This window comes from Pseudomonas sp. GW456-12-10-14-LB2 (assembly GCF_002884345.1).
In the GTDB taxonomy this organism is placed as follows: domain Bacteria; phylum Pseudomonadota; class Gammaproteobacteria; order Pseudomonadales; family Pseudomonadaceae; genus Aquipseudomonas; species Aquipseudomonas paraglycinae.
Map to the genome: position 1 here is coordinate 1 of NZ_POHV01000067.1, position 15,995 is coordinate 15,995.

The following is a 15,995-nucleotide window of genomic DNA, read 5'->3' on the forward strand; positions in this document are numbered from 1 at the left end:
CTCCTGACCATGATTGATACCTGTAAACCATGTCCCCGGTCTCAAACGTAAAGGATGTACCCGGTCTTTACCCACCCCAACCCTCTCCCCAAGGGGTAGAGGGGGAAAGGGAGCAAATAAGGGGCTTTTCAGAACCTGAGTTCGACTCAATATTTCAGGTCGGCGTATCTCTAACATTCACCTCGGTCAGTCCCCTCTCCCTTCGGGAGAGGGTTAGGGTGAGGGGGCTTTGGCGTTAAGGCTCGATGCCCAGCTCATGCTTGACCAGTCCAAGCAATTTGGCGGTATCAATCGGCTTGAGCAAAAAATCCACCACGCTCAAATGCATCGCCGCAATCGCGTCCTTCACGTCGGCATCGCCCGAAACGATGATGATCGGCATTGCCGCCCGCACTGACTCGCGCACTTGGCGGATCAGCTCCAGGCCATCGACATTGCCCATCCGCAGGTCGGTGATTACCAGCCCGATCAAAGGTTTTTCCGCGAGCATTTTCAGCGCGGTTTCGCCGCTGGCGGCGGTCATGCAACGAATGCCATCCAACCCGAGAATTTCCGACAACAGCTCCCGGGCGTCCTTGTCGTCATCGACGATCAATACACGCTGCGGTGGCAGATCGGGTTCGAGCATCACAGCGCTGAGCGCTTCCCGCTCGGCGTCGCTCAAAATATCGTGGTCGGACATGGCGTTCTCTACGTTTTCAAAATCGATCCCCTGGCACAGTGGTCAGACATCGCTGGGCAGAGCTTCAATGTGCACTTCGTCGGATTTTTTTCCAAGGGGCGAACCGAAGAATTTCCGACTGATTTTGTAGGGCATATCCGAAAACTACCCAACGGCATGCCCAACCTAGACTTACGTCCAATGGGCACCCCGCGCGATGGGGCCGACCATGGCTGCAACGATCCGACAACAACAATTCGAAAAAGACTGCGGTAATGGTTATGAGTAAAGCGGACGCCTTCACCCAGGCAGGGAAAACCGCGGTGTTGCAGAACATTCAGGGCACTTTGCAATTCCTCCAGCGCTTCCCCCCTTTCAATCAAATGGAACACGCCCATCTGGCCTATCTGGTGGAGCAATGCCAGCTGCGCTTCTACGGTCAGGGCGAAAGCATCATCAAACCCGCCGACGGGCCGGTCGAACACTTCTACATCGTCAAGCAGGGCCGGGTGGTCGGCGAGCGTCCGCACACGGCCAAGGGCGGCACCGAAACCACGTTTGAAATTACCACCGGCGAGTGTTTTCCCCTCGCCGCGCTGCTCGGCGAACGGGCGACCCGCACCGAGCATCTGGCCGGTGAAGACACCTTCTGCCTGCAACTGAACAAACTGGCGTTCATCAAGCTGTTCGCCCTCTCTAGCACCTTCCGCGATTTCGCCCTGCGCGGAGTCAGCAGCCTGCTCGATCAGGTCAATCAGCAAGTCCAGCAGAAAGCCGTGGAAACCCTCGGCACCCAGTATTCGCTGAACACCCGTCTCGGCGAATTGGCCATGCGCCATCCGGTGACCTGCAGCCCTTCCACCCCACTGCGCGAAGCGGTGAAGCTGATGCACGAACAACAGGTCGGCAGCATCGTCGCGGTGGACGAACACAAGGCGCCGCTGGGGATTTTCACCCTGCGCGACCTGCGCCATGTAGTGGCTGAAGGGGTTGGCGATTTCAGCGAGCCGATCGAACGGCACATGACGCACTCGCCGTTCCATCTGTCGCCGGATCACAGCGCCTTCGACGCCGCGATTGCCATGACCGAACGGCACATCGCCCATGTGTGCCTGGTCAAGGATCGACGCCTGTGCGGTGTGGTTTCCGAGCGAGACCTGTTCTCGCTGCAACGGGTCGATCTGGTGCATCTGGCGCGGACCATTCGCAGTGCCCAGCGGGTCGAACAATTGGTGACCCTGCGCGGCGAGATCGGCCAACTGGTGGAGCGCATGCTCGCCCACGGCGCGTCCTCGACCCAGATCACCCACATCATCACCCTGCTCAACGATCACACCGTATGCCGGGTGATCGAACTGACCCTCGCCGAAAAAGGCGATCCCGGTGTGCCATTCAGCTGGCTGTGCTTCGGCAGCGAAGGCCGACGCGAGCAGACGCTGCACACCGATCAGGACAACGGCATTCTGTTCGACGCGCGGGATGCGGCCCACGCGGCGGAGATTCGCGGCAAGCTGCTGCCCATCGCCCAGCAGATCAATAACAGCCTGGCGCAATGCGGCTTCACCCTGTGCAAGGGCAACGTCATGGCCGGTAATCCGCAGCTGTGTCTGTCCCGCGCCGAATGGGCCCGACGCTTTGCCGCGTTCATTCGCGAGGCGACGCCGGAGAACCTGTTGGGCTCAAGCATCTATTTCGACCTGCGCGTGGTCTGGGGTGATGAACAGGGTTGCGAGCAATTGCGCCGGGGAATTCTCGATCAGGTCGCTGATAACCGACTGTTCCAACGGATGATGGCCGAGAACGCCTTGCGCAACCGCCCGCCAGTGGGGCGTTTCCGTGAGTTCGTGCTGACGAAAAAGAACGGCGAGAAAGCCACGCTGGACCTGAAAATTCAGGGCCTGACCCCGTTTGTCGACGGTGCCCGCCTGCTGGCGCTGGCCCATGGCATCGACGCCAACAACACCCTCGAACGCTTCCGCCAGCTTGTGGATAAAGAAGTCATCGACCGGCTGGATGGCGCCGCGTACGAAGAGGCTTATCACTTCATCCAGCAGACGCGCATGCAACAGCATCAACTGCAGACCCGGGAAAACCTGCCGTACTCGAACCGGGTCGATCCCGACAGCCTCAATCATCTGGACCGGCGCATCCTGCGTGAATCCCTGCGCCAGGCCCAGCGCCTGCAAAGCAGCCTGACCCTGCGGTATCAGCTATGAGCCTGTTCTCGTGGCTGCGTCCGGCCAGTCCCGTCGTGCCGGACGATCTGCAACAGCGCCTGGCGAAACTGCCGGCCATCGGTGAGCTGCGTGAATGCAGCCTCCGCGAACAGCGTTGGGTGGTACTGGATCTGGAAACCACCGGGCTGAACCTGAACAAGGACCGGGTGCTGTCGATTGGTGCGGTGGCGATTGAGGACGGTGCGATCGACTTTAGCCAGCAATTCGAACGCACCTTGCAATGCCGCGAGCTGAAACTCGGCCCGAGCGTGTTGATTCACGGTCTGGCACCGAGCGCGATTGCCGCCGGCAGCGAGCCCACCGAAGCCCTGGTCGAGCTGCTGGAGTTTATCGGCGACAGTCCGGTGCTGGCGTTTCACGCCTCCTTCGACCAGCACATGCTCGGGCGCGCCTTGAAGGAACATCTGGGGCACAAGTTGCAGACCGTGTTCCTCGACGTGGCGCAGATCGCCCCGCTGGTTTGCCCGCAGGCGCACATTCGCGAAGCGGGGCTGGACGAGTGGATCGACTGGTTCAAGCTCGAAGTGTTCGAACGCCACCACGCGAGCGCCGATGCTCTGGCCACGGCGGAACTGGCGCTGATCCTGTTCAGCCGGGCACGCCAGCAGCAGATCCAGAGCCCGCTGAATCTGCAGCAACGCTTGAGTCAGTGGAAACGCCGCCAGCAGACGCATTCGTTCTGAATCCGGGTTGTCGCCCGACAACCCGACCGGTGGCCAATTGCTAACCATTCCCACCTCTGCCACAATCGCGAACAATTCTCGTTAGTTAACACTTCCCAGTCGGTGTCGTCGTGTCTTCAGCCCAAAGCCCTCACAGTGAGCTCGTCGGTGCGTTGTATCGCGACCACCGCGGCTGGCTGCTGGCCTGGCTGCGCCGCAACGTCGCCTGCCCGCAACGCGCCGAAGACCTGAGCCAGGACACCTTCGTCCGCCTGCTCGGCCGCGACGAACTGTTGACCCCGCGCGAACCCCGGGCGTTTCTGGTGGCGATCGCCAAAGGCTTGTTGTTCGACTACTTCCGCCGGGCTGCGCTGGAACAGGCGTATCTGACCGAACTGATGCTGGTCCCCGAGGGCGAACAGCCCTCGGTCGAAGAACAGCAACTGATCCTCGAAGACCTCAAGGCCATCGACCGCATGCTCGGCAAGCTGTCGACCAAGGCCCGCGCCGCTTTCCTCTATAACCGCCTCGACGGCCTGACCCACGCCGAGATCGCCGACAAACTCGGCGTGTCTGTCCCCCGCGTGCGCCAGTACCTGGCCCAGGGCATCCGCCAGTGCTACATCGCACTGTACGGTGAGCCGACATGAGCCCGGCCAGTTCCCGACCGGTCCCGGCCCATGTGCTGGACGCGGCGATTGCCTGGCAATTGACCCTCGATTCCAGCACGCCGCTGGAGCGCGAAGAGTTCGCCAAATGGCACGCGGCCAACGAAGAACACGCTCGCGCCTGGCGCCAGTTGGGCATGCTCGACCAGCGTTTCAGCGTGGCCAACGGCCCGGCACGCACCGCATTGCTGCAATCGCGCGAAGGCATCCGCCGCCGCGTGCGCAAGCTCGGCAGCGGGCTGGCCAGTGTCGTGGCGGTGGTCGGTCTGGCGCTGTTTGCCGGCGAACGTTATCTGCCGCTGGATTACTGGCTCGCCGACCAACGCACCGCCACCGGCGAACAGCGCACCGTGCGCCTGGCCGACGGCACCGTGCTCAACCTCAATACCCACAGCGCGGTGGATGTCCGCTTCGATGAGAAGCAACGGCTGATCGTGTTGCAGGAAGGCGAAATCCTCGTCGAAACCGGTCACGGTGATGCGCGGCCGTTCATCGTCGAAACCGCCGAGGGCAGCATGCGCGCCCTGGGTACGCGGTTCCTGGTCAAGCGCGAAGACGCCGGCACGCGCCTTAGCGTGTTGCAGTCGGCGGTGGCGGCGCATCCGCAATCCGATCCGCAGGAACAGATCCTGCGCGAAGGCCAGCAAGTGCTGATCCGCCACAACGGTCTGGATTCGGTAGTGGCGCTCAACCCCGGCGCCGATGCCTGGACCCGCGGCATGTTGGTGGTGGACAACGCGCGCCTGGAAGACCTGGTGCATGAACTCGGTCGCTATCGTCGCGGCCATCTGGGCATTGCGCCGGAAGTCGCCGACCTGCGCATCACCGGCAGCTTCCCGCTGCACGACACCGACAAGGCGCTGAACGCCCTGCTGCCGACCCTGCCGGTGCAGATCGAACAGCACACGCCATGGTGGGTGACCGTGGCCAAGGCTGATCCGAAGCCCTGACATTCAGCGCTTCCTGAGCAATCGCTGTCGCGAGCAGGTCGCGGCGGGCCACACCCCCCCCCCATCACACCCCATGAAAACGGACTTTCTGCTGACTTGTGCAGCGTTGTCGTTCGTTAATCGAAATTATTTTCATCCAGCCCTATCACTTTTCGAATCTCGTCCGGCACACAGGCAATTGAGAAATATTTCCATTCAGGAGCCGCCGTATGTCCCGTTCGCTAGACACCTTGTTGCGCCCCAGTTTGCTGGCGGTCGCCATTGCCCTCTGCACCCCGCTGGCCAGCAGCCAACTGATCGCCGCTGAACAGGCGTCGAGCGTACGCGCCTACAACCTGCCGGCGGCTCCGTTGTCGACCACCCTGAACCAGATCGCCAGCCAGGGCGGCCTCACGCTGTCGCTGAACCCGTCGCTGGCGGCGGGCAAGACTTCGGCGCCGGTCAACGGCCAATATGACGCGGCCGGCGCCCTGCGCGCGGCCCTGCGTGGCACCGGTCTGCAACTGGAACAGAGCAGCGCCGGCACTTACACCCTGGTCGCCGTACCGGAAGGCGTGATGGCCCTGCCGGAAACTTCGGTGATCGGCGTGGAAAACTATGAAAGCGCCTGGGGCCCGGTCGAAGGCTACACCGCCACCCGCACCGCCGCCGGCACCAAGACCGACACCGCGCTGGTCGAAGCGCCGCGTTCGATTTCGGTCGCCACTCGCCAGCAAATGGACGACCGTGGCGTGCACAGCCTCGATGACGCCGTGCGCTACATGCCTGGCATCACCGCCAGCAGCTACGGCAGCGACACCCGTATCGACTGGCTGCGCGTGCGCGGTTTCGAACCGACCCAATTCCTCGACGGCCTGCCGTTGCCACGCGGCATCTACGCCAACCCGAAACCGGAAACCTGGAACCTCGATCGCCTCGCCCTGCTGCGCGGCCCGGCTTCTTCGGTGTACGGCCAGACCCCGCCGGGCGGCCTGCTGGACATGGTCAGCCGTCGCCCGAGCGATGTGCAAAGCAGCGAAATCCAGTTGCAGTACGGCAGCGACAATCACCGCCAGATCAACTTCGCCAGCACCGGCAAGATCGATGAAGCGGGTCAGTTTTTGTATGGCATCAGCGGCGTGGTGCGTGACAGCGACACGCAGATCGACCACATCGAAAACAAGCGCTACAACATCGCCCCGAGCCTGACCTGGAACATCGACGAAGACACCAAGCTGACCTTGCTCTCGCAGTTCACCCGCGACGATACCGGTGTCACCAGCCAGTTCTACCCGATCCAGGGCACCAAGATCGACATGCCGTTCGGCAAGATTTCCCATCACAAGAACCTGGGCGATCCTGACTACGACTTCTACGACCGTACCTACTACGCGCTCGGCTATGCCTTCGAACATCGCATCAACGACGTGTGGCAGTTCAAACAGAATCTGCGTTACACCAAGTCTGATCTGTCGTTCCAGACGGTGACCGTCAACAGCTACAACCCATCCTTCGCCGGCTTCACCGTCGATGATCAGGGTAATGTCGGCCGCGGCACCACCAACGTCGATGAGGACATCAGCCAGTTCGCCGTGGACAACAACTTCCAGGCGGACTTCGCCACCGGCGATATCCGTCACACCCTGTTGCTCGGTCTCGATCACCAGCGCAGCAACGACAACTACACCTCGATCTTCGGCTCCGCACCGGACATCAACGTCAATAACCCGGTCTACGGCCAGACGATCATTCGTCCACCTCGTTCCTCGGCGTTCTATGACTACAACCAGAAAACCTACCAGAGCGGCCTCTACGTGCAGGACCAGATGGCCCTGGACCAATGGCGTCTGACCCTGGGCGGTCGTGAAGACTGGGTGCACACCAGCACCAAATTTTTCAACAAGGGCGACGCCACCAACACCCAGCGTGACAAGGCGTTCAGCGGTAACGCGGCGATCAGCTACGTGTTCGACTCGGGTTTCGTGCCGTACCTGTCGTACGCCGAATCCTTCCAGCCAACCAGCGGCGCCGATGCCACTGCCACCGACTCGTTCAAACCGACCGAGGGCAAGCAATGGGAACTGGGCATCAAGTACCAGCCACCGGGCAGCAAGACCCTGCTCAGCGCAGCGGTGTATGACCTGACCCAGAAGAACGTCTCGGTCAACTCCATCGTCAACAACGTGACCATCACCAGCCAGACCGGCGAAGTGAAAGTCAAAGGCCTGGAGCTGGAAGCCGTCTCCGACGTTACCGACAACCTGAAAGTCATCGCCGCCTACACCCTGGCCAAGTCCGAAGTGCAGAAAGGCGTCGACAAGGGCAACCGTCTGCAACTGATGCCGAACCAGCAAGCCTCGCTGTGGACCGATTACACCTGGCACAGCGGCGTGCTCGACGGCTTCGGCATCGGCGGCGGCGTGCGCTACACCGGCAACACCTACGGCGACAAGGCCAACACCTGGCTGGGCAAGGCGGACGCCTACACCGTGTTTGACGCCGCCGTGCATTACGACCTCGGCCGTCTGGACAACAGCCTCAAAGGGGCGTCGCTGGCACTCAACGCGACCAACCTGTTCGACAAGGACTACATTTCCACCTGCGACGGTTTCTACTGCTACTACGGCGACCAGCGCAGCGTCATCGCCAGCGCCACCTACAAGTGGTAAGCGCCTGAGCTGAAACAGGCCCTGCAACCAGGCCGTCCCTCGTGGACGGCTTTGGTGTTTTTGAAGGTCATGAAATGAAAAGTAAAACAATTCGCCGCTGGTCCTTCGTCCACACCTGGACCAGCCTGATCTGCACCGTGTTTTTGCTGCTGCTGGCCCTGACCGGCCTGCCGCTGATTTTCCATCACGAGATCGACCACCTGCTGGGCGATGCGCCCGAGTTGCGGGTGATGCCGGCGGATACGCCGCATCTGAACCTGGCGCAACTGGTCGAAGCGGCGGAGAAGCATCGGCCCGGTGAAGTCGTGCAGTACTTCGGCTTCGAAGACGACGAACCGAATGCCGTGCTGACGATCATGGCCAAGACCGCCGGCACCGAGCCCAACTCCTCGCACACCTTCATGCTCGATGCGCGCACCGGCGAAGCCCTGGAAATGCCTTCGGCCAACGGTGGGCTGATGCTGTTCATCCTGCGCCTGCACGTCGACATGTTCGCCGACCTGCCGGGCAAGTTGCTGCTGGCGTTCATGGGTTTGCTGTTCGTGGTCGCGATCGTGTCCGGCACGGTGTTGTACCTGCCGTTCATGCGCCGCTTGAAGTTCGGCACCGTGCGCCAGGACAAATCCACCCGCCTGCGCTGGCTCGACCTGCATAACCTGATCGGCGTGGTCACCCTGACCTGGGCACTGGTGGTCGGCGTTACGGGAGTGATCAGCGCCTGTGCCGACCTGATCATCGCCGCCTGGCGCAGCGATTCGCTCAACGCCATGATCGCGCCCTATCGCGATGCCCCGCCGCTGACGCAACTGGCCCCGGCCACCCGGGTGCTGGACATCGCCGGCAGCGTCACACCGGGGATGAAACCGGACTTCATCGCCTTCCCCGGCACCCGTTTCTCCAGCGAGCACCATTACTCGGTGTTCATGAAGGGCGGCACCCACCTGACCTCGCACCTGCTGACCCCGGTGCTGATCGACGCCAGCACCCTGCAGGTCACGGCGGTGGCAGAACGACCGTGGTACATGGACGCCATGGGCATGTCTCAGCCGCTGCACTTCGGTGACTACGGCGGCATGCCGATGAAAATCCTCTGGGCCACGCTGGACGTGCTGACCATCATCGTCCTCGCCAGCGGCGTGTACTTGTGGGTGGTAAGGCGCAAGGCCGCGAAACCGGTACTGGAACCGGCGGAGGCCTCTGCATGAAGCCGCGTCAGTCGAATTTCTGGAAGGTCTTCAGCACACCGCTGGTGATCGCGCTGCTGAGTGCGGCGGGCCTGTTCGCCGCGCTGCTGGGCGACGGGATCTGGGATGGCTTGAGCTGGATTGGTCTGGGCGTTCCGGCCGCCATTGCCCTGCGTGGACTGCTGCAACGTCGCTGAACGGCTTGAGCCTGACGGGCAACGCGCTATGCTGCCCGTCTTGCCCTTGACCGAGACCCTGCCAATGTCCGCTCCCAGCATGACCCTGTTTCACAACACCCTGTCCCCGTTCGTGCGCAAAGTCATGGTGCTGCTGCACGAGACCGGCCAGCAGGATCGCGTCGCGCTGCAGGACTGCGTACTCAGCCCTGTCAGCCCGGACGCCGCCCTCAACGAAGACAACCCGCTGGGCAAGATCCCGGCCCTGCGCCTGGCCGACGGCAATGTCATCCATGACAGCCGGGTGATCCTTGATTACCTCGACCACCAGCACGTCGGCAACCCGCTGATCCCTCGCGACGGCGCGGCCCGCTGGCGGCGCCTGACCCTGGCCTCGATGGCCGACGGGATCATGGACGCCTCGGTCATGGTGCGTTACGAGCAAGTGCTGCGTGCCCCGGAAAAGCACTGGGACGAATGGCTCGAGGCCCAGCGCGAGAAGATCCGCCGCGCCCTCGCCCTGCTGGAGCGCGACGCGATTGCCGAACTGACCTGCCACTTCGACGTCGCTTCGATCAGCGTGGCCTGTGCGCTGGGTTATCTGGATCTGCGCTTCCCGGATCTGGGCTGGCGTGACGCCAACCCGCAACTGGCCAACTGGTTCTTTGAAGTGAGCCAGCGGCCGTCGATGATAGCGACGATGCCGAAGGCTTGACGCACCGGGCGGGAGGCAACGACGCAAAGATCAGCGTCATCAACACTTCGGCCTCCCGCTGCTCCTCACGCAACCCCACAAACCGGCTCATTGCACCGCTCCGATATCGAACTCCAGCGGTTTGGCCGGTTTCTGCCCGATCCCGTACCAGTCCAGATTGCGGGTCAGCACCATGAACACACCCAGCAGACCGAACAGCAGCAGCGAGCCCATCAGCAGCGCGTAATCCTCGGCGCTCAGCAAGCCGTAGAGCAAGCCGTACAACGCCGCCAGCCCCGCCGAAAAGCTCAAGCCGTGCCGCACGCTGCGCAGCACATGGCAGACGTAGAACCCGATCAACAGCACACAACCGCTGGCGGACAACAGATACGCCATGGCAAAACCGATGTGCTCCGACAACGACAGCAGCAACAGATAAAAGAACGCCAGCGCCACGCCCACCAACGCGTATTGCACCGGGTGCACTGCCAGGCTTTTCAGTACTTCGAACAGGAAGAAACCGGCGAACGTCAGGACGATGAACAACAACGCATATTTGATCGCCCGGTCACTCTTCAAATACTGATCCACCGGATCGATGAAGCTCACGCCGAAACTGCGCCCGTTGACCGCCTCGCAATCATTGCCCGACACGCAACGGCTCATCGCTTCCTGCAAATTGGTGGAGAAAAACGAGGTCTGCCAGTCGGCGGTGAAACCCTGATCGGTGATCTCGCGTTTGGCCGGCAGGAAGTTACCGATGAAGCTTGGGTGCGGCCAGTTGGCAGCGAGGTTCACGCGGCTGGTCTTGCCCACCGGCAGCACCTGCAACGAGCCGGTGCCTTGCAGGCGCAGGTCGAAGCCGAAGGCCAGTTCCGTGGTCTTGCTGGTGTCCAGCGCCGGCAGCGTCACTCGCACACCCTCGCCCAGCCAGCCGACCTGAGTACCCGGAACGAAGTCCAGGCGTTGCGCGCCAAGCTCCAGCTTCAGCGCATTTTCGATACCGCGAATATCACTGATGCCGACCGCCAGGAACGGCGCATCGAAGGTGTAATCGGCAAAATCCTCCTTGATCCCCAACTGCGCCGGCAGCGAGAAATGCCCGCTGATACGGTTATCGGCATGGAACAGCCGCGCCTCGTAAATGCCACGGGCGCGCAGTTCGGTCTGCACCTGGCCGTCGAGTTCAAAACGCTCCGGCAGAAAATACAGGCGCCCGCGCTCTTCGCCGATTTCCTGGTAGCGCTCGTCGCTCTTCTCCTTGGTTTTCCAGGTGCGCACCACTTTGCGATACGGCACAACCATCACCGGCCCGCTGAGTTGCTGGCTGTAGCTTGAGCTTCTGGCAATGTCTTCCAGCACACCGTCACGCAGTTGCTGGCGATCGTCGATGATGCCGTCGATCATCAGCAGCGGCACCAGCAATACCAGGATCAGCAGGGCAATGGCCCCGAGTTTTATCGTCAGACTTTTGTTCATGGGACTCTCCCTGTTTCGATGGGCAGAGTCTGCAAAGGGGATGTGGGGGTTTTGTGGGAGGAATGTGGAGTTTGTGTGGATACTACAACTGCAGAACGACTTCCACCCCACCTTCAACGTTGCCGATGCGCATTGATCCACCGTGCAACTTGACCACCTCCTCGACGAAGTTCAGCCCGAGTCCGGTGCTTTTACGTCCGCTGTCCGGGCGTGGCAAGGAGTAGAAACGCTCGCTCAAACGGGGCAAGGCATAGTCGGGAATCGGCGTGGTTTCGTTGAACAGGCGAAGCTCGACCTGCTCGCCGATTCTCTCGGCACCAAAGCGCAGCAGACCGTGTGACGGCGTGAAATCCAGTGCGTTCTCCAGCAGATTGCCCAGCGCCTGTCGCAGCAGAAATGGCTCGCCGATCAACGCCAGATCCGCCGCGATGGTTTGCTCGATACGCAGTTGCCGGCCTTCGATGCGTGCCATCTGTGCCTGAAGCAGCTCATTCACCAGCGCCGCCAACGGCACGGCGACACGCTCCTCAAGACCCTGCCGCTGTTCGACCTGGGCAAGGTTCAGCAGACGTTCGATCAACTGCTGCATCCGGGCACTTTCGCTGTCGATGTTGCCGACAAAGCGCAATCGCTGATCCGCCGGCATCTCGCCCTGCAACAACTCGGCGGCACCGCGAATCGCCGCCAGCGGGCTCTTCAATTCATGGGTCAGGGTGTGCACATAACGCTCGACGTAGGCCTTGCCTTCGAGCTGGGTGCGCATCTGTTCCACGGCAGTGGCCAACTGTTCCAGCTCGCCGCCGCGATAGCGCGGCACCGCCACCCGACGGCCCTCGCTCACGGCCTGGGCGTAAACGGTCAAGCGGTGCAACGCGCGGCTCAGCCACCACGACAGCACGGCGCCGAGCAGCAGGCCGAGGCCGATCAATCCGGCGCCGTAACCGAGCAAACGGCGTTCGGTGCGATCGACGTAGGGTTGCAGTGAACTGTTGGGCTTGGCCACGGTGACCACGCCGATGATCGCGCCGTTGTCGCGGATCGGCGCGCCGACGTGCATCACCGAGGAGTTCGGGTCATTCGGGTCACTGCGGCTGGAACGTGCGCCGTATTCACCGCGCAGGGTCAGGTAGACGTCGTTCCAGCGCGAGTAGTCCTGACCGACCGCAACACCGCTGGAGTCCAGCACTACGATGCCCTTGGCGTCGGTAACGTAGATCCGGTGGTTGACCTGGTTTTTCGCCAGGCCCCAGATCGTCGCCTTCGGCTGGCGTTCGCCATAAGCGCGGAGCAGTTCCGGCCAGCGATTCTGGTTGAGGGTGCCGGCCTTGAAATCGTCTCGCAGGATTTCCGCCATCAGGTTGGCGGTGTCGACCAGGGTTTCTTCGGTGGACTGGCGCACGCCGGGGCGGATTTCTTCCATCACTGTGTTGAGTACGAAGTAACCGGTGAAGCCGATGAACAGCACATACACCAGGAAAATCCGCAGCCCCAGCGACATCAGCTGTGCCCCGGGCTGTAGCTGTAGCCAAGGCCGCGATGGGTCTGGATCGGCTCGGCCTCGGCGCGCACCAGACGCAATTTGGCGCGCACGCTTTTGATATGGCTGTCGATGCTGCGTTCGTAACCGGCATCCGCCGCCACGCCCAGCGCATCGAGCAGTTGCTCGCGGCTGAACACCCGCTCGGGTTGTTCGAGCAGGCATTGCAGCAGACGGAATTCGTGGCGGGTGAGGCTCAGGGGTTGGCCGCGATAGCTGATCTGCACGCGTTCGGGATCGACGCGAAACAGCGCCGAGGCCGCCTCGATGACCGGACGTGGCGCCATGCGCTTGAGAATCGCCCGGACTCGTGCCGCCACTTCGCGCGGGCTGAACGGCTTGACCACGTAATCATCGGCGCCGATTTCCAGGCCCACCACGCGATCGATCTCTGCATTGCGCGCGCTGAGGAACAGCACCGGCACTTCACTGAAGCGACGCAGCTGTTTGCAGGTCTCGAAGCCGCTGATGTCCGGCAGGCCGATGTCGAGGATGATCAGATCCGCCGGGTTCTGGCGCTGATGCTCCAGCGCCGCCGCGCCCAGGCTCAGCCAGGTCGTGGTGAAGCCCTCGCCCTGCAAGGCAAAAATCAGCGTGTCGGCAATCGCCGCTTCGTCTTCGACAATCAGGATATGAGGCATGGCGTCCGAGCCTGTGGGTTAAGTGCGCGAACGGTGCCCCAAGCCCGGCGTTACGTCAATGAGACCACTTGGTTTAGCAGTCCGGCTTGTCCGCCGTGAAGCGTCGCGCCGGGTTCACCGCCGCGCCGAATTCGCGCAGGGCCTTGGCCCCGATCAGCAACGGGTAGTTGAAGTTGCTGCGGTCAGTCAGGTTGACCTCCACGGTACGCTTGACGTCGCCCAGGCACAGCTCCAGATCGACCACCGGACGCTTGGCCACTTCGGTGCTTTCGCCCTCGTCTTCTTCATCCGAGCGACTCTTGATCTTGCTGATCCGCGCGACCTTGTGCTCGTACACCTTGTTGCTGGCGTCCTTGGTGGCCAGACGGAAACGCACCCAGTCTTCGCCGTCGCGGGTGAACGTCTCGATGTCCTTGGCCGACAACGAGGCGGTCAGCGCGCCGGTGTCCATCTTGGCCTTGAGCACTTCGCCGCCGATTTCCGGCAGCGCGATGTATTCGTAACGACCGTACAGCGTCGGTTCGGCGGCGAGCACCGGCAGGGCGACGAGGGAAAGCAGTGCAAGGAGGGATTTCACGTAAGGGGCTTCCTTGGGAAATGGGGGCGTCAGACGCGAGATTTTAGACCGTTGTTTACTTGATCGTTCCCACGCAGAGCGTGGGAACGATCAGACTAACGCCCCACAGGTGAAACATTCGTCACCGGCGGATTTGGCCTGTCGGCCGAAGCCACTTATCATGGCGCGCCCATCCGTTTTCCAAGAGTTGCTTATGCGCCGCCTGCTCACCGGCTGTCTCGTCACCCTGCTGCTGTTGTCCAACACCCTCGTGCTCTTCGGACCGCTGATGGTGTTCGCCCTGCTCAAGCTGATCCTGCCGGGACGCTTTCGCGACTACGCCTCGTGGGCGGTGATGTGGATCGCCGAAACCTGGGCGGAAATCGACAAGCTGATCTTTCGCCTGTGCATCCCCACCCAATGGGACATTCGCGGCGGCGAAGACTTGCGCAGCGACACGTCTTACCTGGTGATCAGCAACCATCAGTCCTGGGTCGATATCCCGGCGCTGATCCAGACCCTCAACCGGCGCACGCCGTTCTTCAAGTTCTTCCTCAAGAAAGAGCTGATCTGGGTGCCGTTCCTGGGCCTGGCCTGGTGGGCGCTGGATTACCCGTTCATGAAGCGTTACACCAAGGCGTTTCTGGCGAAGAACCCGGAACTGGCCGGCAAGGATCTGGAAATCACCAAGGCCGCCTGCGAGCTGTTCAAGCGCCAGCCGGTGACGGTGGTGAACTATCTGGAAGGCACGCGTTACACCGCTGCCAAAAGCACTCAGCAGCAATCGCCGTTCAGTCACCTGCTCAAACCCAAGGCGGGCGGCGTGGCGTTTGTACTGGCGGCGATGGGCGAACAGCTGGACGCGATTCTCGACGTGACCGTGGTTTATCCACAGCAGAAGATTCCGGGGTTCTGGGACCTGATCAGCGGCAACGTGCCGCGCGTGATCATCGACATCCAGACCCGCGAGCTGGATCCGGCCCTGTGGCAGGGCGATTACGAAAACGATCCGGCGTTTCGCGAGAAGGTCCAGAACTGGGTCAACCAGCTCTGGACCCTCAAGGATCAGCGCATCGCCGAACTCAAGGGCGAGCGCCGCTGAGTCACCCGTTGGTGCCGGTACCCCAGATGCTGCCCAGGCTTTGCAGCAACGAACCGCCGACACCCTGCTGACCGAGGTATTGCAGGAGGATCGGGGCAAACTGGCCGACCATACCGCTGTCCATGCCCAACGCACCGAAAGCGTTGTTCAGGTCATTGGTGTCCTTGACGTTGCCCAGCGCATTTTCCAGCCCGGCGGACTTGCCCGACGAGCCGAGCAAGCCGCTCAACGCCGCCAGATTACCGCTGCCGCCCGACAGCTTGTCGATGCCCGGCACTTCCTTGGCCAGCTCGGAATAGTCCGTGTTGCTCAGTTGGTTCTTCGCCAGGCCCAACATGGCACTGGTACCGCCGACCGCTTGCTGCGGCGTGACGTTCAGCGCGCTCAAGGCACTCAACAGACCGGCGGTTTCCGACGTCGGCGCCGCGGCGGCGGCCTTGTCCCCGCCCTGCATGCCCGATACCGCACCGGCCACGTCATTCAAACTGAAACCGGCAAACACCGGCCCTGCCGCCAGGGTCAGGAGCGATGCCAGGGCAAAACCGCGTGAAATCTTCATTCAGACATCCTCTTGTGGCGTGAAGACCTTCCGTCAAGGGAGGGTCAAACTGCCCGGTTTGACCGGGCATCCGCCGGCATGTTCCGGCGCGGGCCAGCCATTTTCATACCGAAGGCGTGCATGAAACGTGAAAGTCCGAACGCCGGGCGATGAATGGCAGATCCGCCGTTTTGGAACGCGAGGGACAGTTATATAAACCTCATAAAAAACGGCGACCCAGGGTCGCCGGTTTTTTATTGCC

At 62.0% G+C, this 15,995-nt stretch carries 15 protein-coding genes; 9 read left to right on the forward strand and 6 right to left on the reverse strand.

The features are described 5' to 3' along the window. Positions 1-235 precede the first annotated feature (235 nt). A complete protein-coding gene (locus C1X29_RS27510; protein WP_102718884.1) occupies positions 236-682 on the reverse strand; it encodes a response regulator in 447 nt (148 codons plus the stop codon). A 254-nt stretch (positions 683-936) separates the two neighbouring features. Between C1X29_RS27510 and C1X29_RS27515 the strand changes: the two genes are divergently transcribed. The 8 genes from C1X29_RS27515 (at position 937) to C1X29_RS27550 (ending at position 9,901) form a co-directional block, all read left to right on the forward strand. After that, complete coding sequence (locus C1X29_RS27515; RefSeq protein ID WP_102718885.1) at positions 937-2,877, forward strand: putative nucleotidyltransferase substrate binding domain-containing protein; 1,941 nt, start codon at positions 937-939, stop codon at positions 2,875-2,877. Beyond that, positions 2,874-3,581 (forward strand): PolC-type DNA polymerase III, encoded by a 708-nt coding sequence (locus C1X29_RS27520; protein WP_102718886.1) that lies wholly within the window; start codon positions 2,874-2,876, stop codon positions 3,579-3,581. The genes C1X29_RS27515 and C1X29_RS27520 overlap by 4 nt, the downstream gene beginning before the upstream one ends. Positions 3,582-3,691: 110 nt before the next feature. Next, positions 3,692-4,210 carry an RNA polymerase sigma factor gene (locus tag C1X29_RS27525; protein WP_102685714.1) on the forward strand — a complete coding sequence of 173 codons (519 nt, stop codon included), beginning with the start codon at positions 3,692-3,694 and terminating at the stop codon, positions 4,208-4,210. Then, a complete protein-coding gene (locus C1X29_RS27530) occupies positions 4,207-5,178 on the forward strand; it encodes a FecR domain-containing protein (protein WP_102718887.1) in 972 nt (323 codons plus the stop codon). Before C1X29_RS27525 ends, C1X29_RS27530 begins: the two co-directional genes overlap by 4 nt. A 209-nt stretch (positions 5,179-5,387) precedes the next feature. Then, positions 5,388-7,826 (forward strand): TonB-dependent siderophore receptor, encoded by a 2,439-nt coding sequence (locus C1X29_RS27535; RefSeq protein ID WP_102718888.1) that lies wholly within the window; start codon positions 5,388-5,390, stop codon positions 7,824-7,826. A 74-nt stretch (positions 7,827-7,900) separates the two neighbouring features. After that, positions 7,901-9,031, forward strand: coding sequence for a PepSY domain-containing protein (locus C1X29_RS27540; RefSeq protein ID WP_085746622.1), 1,131 nt, complete (start codon positions 7,901-7,903; stop codon positions 9,029-9,031). Continuing rightward, positions 9,028-9,207 (forward strand): hypothetical protein, encoded by a 180-nt coding sequence (locus C1X29_RS27545; RefSeq protein ID WP_085697754.1) that lies wholly within the window; start codon positions 9,028-9,030, stop codon positions 9,205-9,207. Before C1X29_RS27540 ends, C1X29_RS27545 begins: the two co-directional genes overlap by 4 nt. Before the next feature lie 64 nt (positions 9,208-9,271). Beyond that, a complete protein-coding gene (locus C1X29_RS27550) occupies positions 9,272-9,901 on the forward strand; it encodes a glutathione S-transferase (protein WP_085746824.1) in 630 nt (209 codons plus the stop codon). An 87-nt stretch (positions 9,902-9,988) separates the two neighbouring features. On the opposite strand, the gene creD is transcribed toward C1X29_RS27550, so the two are convergent. The 4 genes from creD to C1X29_RS27570 form a co-directional block, all read right to left on the reverse strand. Beyond that, on the reverse strand, positions 9,989-11,359 hold the full coding sequence (gene creD / locus C1X29_RS27555; RefSeq protein ID WP_102718889.1) for a cell envelope integrity protein CreD: 1,371 nt from the start codon (positions 11,357-11,359) through the stop codon (positions 9,989-9,991). Between the two features lie 82 nt (positions 11,360-11,441). Further along, the gene (gene creC / locus C1X29_RS27560) at positions 11,442-12,857 is read right to left on the reverse strand and encodes a two-component system sensor histidine kinase CreC (RefSeq protein WP_102718890.1); all 1,416 of its coding nucleotides are present in this window, start codon (positions 12,855-12,857) and stop codon (positions 11,442-11,444) included. Beyond that, positions 12,857-13,537: a two-component system response regulator CreB gene (gene creB, locus C1X29_RS27565; RefSeq protein WP_102718891.1), complete on the reverse strand. Its 681-nt coding sequence runs from the start codon at positions 13,535-13,537 to the stop codon at positions 12,857-12,859. The genes creC and creB overlap by 1 nt, the downstream gene beginning before the upstream one ends. Before the next feature lie 73 nt (positions 13,538-13,610). Beyond that, positions 13,611-14,114 carry an ATP-dependent zinc protease gene (locus C1X29_RS27570; protein WP_064599935.1) on the reverse strand — a complete coding sequence of 168 codons (504 nt, stop codon included), beginning with the start codon at positions 14,112-14,114 and terminating at the stop codon, positions 13,611-13,613. A 193-nt stretch (positions 14,115-14,307) separates the two neighbouring features. Here C1X29_RS27570 and C1X29_RS27575 point away from each other — a divergent pair, with 193 nt between their 5' ends. Then, entirely contained in the window at positions 14,308-15,195 is an 888-nt protein-coding gene (locus C1X29_RS27575) for an acyltransferase (protein ID WP_102718892.1), read from the forward strand. Between the two features lies 1 nt (position 15,196). Here C1X29_RS27575 and C1X29_RS27580 read toward each other — a convergent pair whose 3' ends face one another. After that, positions 15,197-15,754: a DUF2780 domain-containing protein gene (locus C1X29_RS27580; RefSeq protein WP_007959813.1), complete on the reverse strand. Its 558-nt coding sequence runs from the start codon at positions 15,752-15,754 to the stop codon at positions 15,197-15,199. Positions 15,755-15,995: the final 241 nt, after the last annotated feature.